This is a genomic window from Mesorhizobium sp. M7A.F.Ca.CA.002.15.2.1 (assembly GCF_003998715.1).
Taxonomy (GTDB): domain Bacteria; phylum Pseudomonadota; class Alphaproteobacteria; order Rhizobiales; family Rhizobiaceae; genus Mesorhizobium; species Mesorhizobium ciceri.
In genome coordinates, this window is sequence record NZ_RZPI01001032.1 from 1 (window position 1) to 1,195 (window position 1,195).

Below are 1,195 nucleotides of genomic sequence, written 5' to 3' on the forward strand. Positions count from 1 at the left end.
AAATGCGATGGCCCGGCCAGATGCGGACGGCGCCGCTGGTGATGATCTGGCGCCGCCGGCGCGTCCAGCTGCCGGCGCTTAAGCAATTGCTCACTGCCGCGCGCGACACGCTGGTGCCGGCCCTGCAGCCCGCCAAGGCTGGTTCAGGACTTGAATCGTCGAACCGCTCCAAGGCCTTGTTTGCAAACAACTCCTGACGGAAGCAGCGGCGGTTCAGATCAGGCGGTGGCCGCCCTCGACATGCAGCGTCGTTCCCGTGGTAAAGCCATTGCCGATCAGGAAGGCGATGGCGTCGGCGATATCATCGGGTTGGCCAATCCGCCCGACCGGCAGCCGCTTGGCCATCGCGGCTAACGTCTCGTCCTTCCTGTCGCCGGCCACTTGCGCCCAGATCGTGGTGTCGACCCAGCCGGGTGACACGGCATTGACGCGGATCGGCGCCAACTCGACCGCCAGCGCCCGCACGAGGCCTTCGAGCGCTGCGTTGACAGCAGCAACGACGGAGCCGCGTGCGGCTGGGCGATAGGCGGCGATACCGGAGACGAAGGTCATGGAGCCGGATGCTGCCAGCCGCGGCGCACCGTGCTTGGCGAGCAGCAGCGGGCCATACAGCTTGCTCTCCACCACCTTTTGCGCCGCCATCAGGTCAAGCTCCGGCAGCAGCCGGTAGGCGCCTTCGATGTCGGCTGCGGTGCAGACGATGTGGTCGAGTCCGCCAATCGCTGCGAACAGCGCCGAGACCTGGTCTTCGCGCGCGATGTCGACGACGGCCGTCTCCAGCCCGGCGGGATTGCCGAGCGCCTCGCGCGCCTGCCGCAGCCGGTCTTGGCCGCGCCCGGCGATGATCACCTTGGCTCCGGCCTCGATGCAGCGCCTGGCCAGCGCCAGGCCCATGCCGGAGCCGCCGCCGACGATCAGGATTTTCTGTTTCGAAATGCTCATTTCGCTCTGCCTTTGCTTGGATGGACAAGGGCAGGAATTGGCAGTTCGGCGCGACAGAAGGAAACGGAAGAAACCGATAGTGCCATCGGAAAGGCCGATGGAGCAGGGCGGACGGGCGCCGTCTCTGGCTCAGCGCACCAGCGGACTTTCCCAGACGACAAACAGCAGAGCTTTCAGCTGGGCAAAGCGCTCCGGCCCAAGTTCGGTGCGCCATTCCTCCTCGATGTCGCGCAGGATATCGACCATTTTCCAG

1 protein-coding gene and 1 pseudogene are annotated in these 1,195 nt (G+C 65.9%); one reads left to right on the forward strand and one right to left on the reverse strand.

Features of this window, described 5'->3' with window-relative positions; genetic code table 11:
- A pseudogene (locus tag ENZ74_RS32290) lies at positions 1–197 on the forward strand (LysR family transcriptional regulator); the annotation flags it as partial.
- A 16-nt stretch (positions 198–213) separates the two neighbouring features.
- Here ENZ74_RS32290 and ENZ74_RS32295 read toward each other — a convergent pair.
- On the reverse strand, positions 214–942 hold the full coding sequence (locus ENZ74_RS32295) for an SDR family oxidoreductase (RefSeq protein WP_024501722.1): 729 nt from the start codon (positions 940–942) through the stop codon (positions 214–216).
- Between the last annotated feature and the right edge of the window lie 253 nt (positions 943–1,195).

Coding starts and splice junctions, on each gene's coding strand:
- ENZ74_RS32295 (WP_024501722.1), bottom strand. CDS start 942: ATGAGCATTTCGAAACAGAAAATCCTGATCGTCGGCGGCGGCTCCGGC.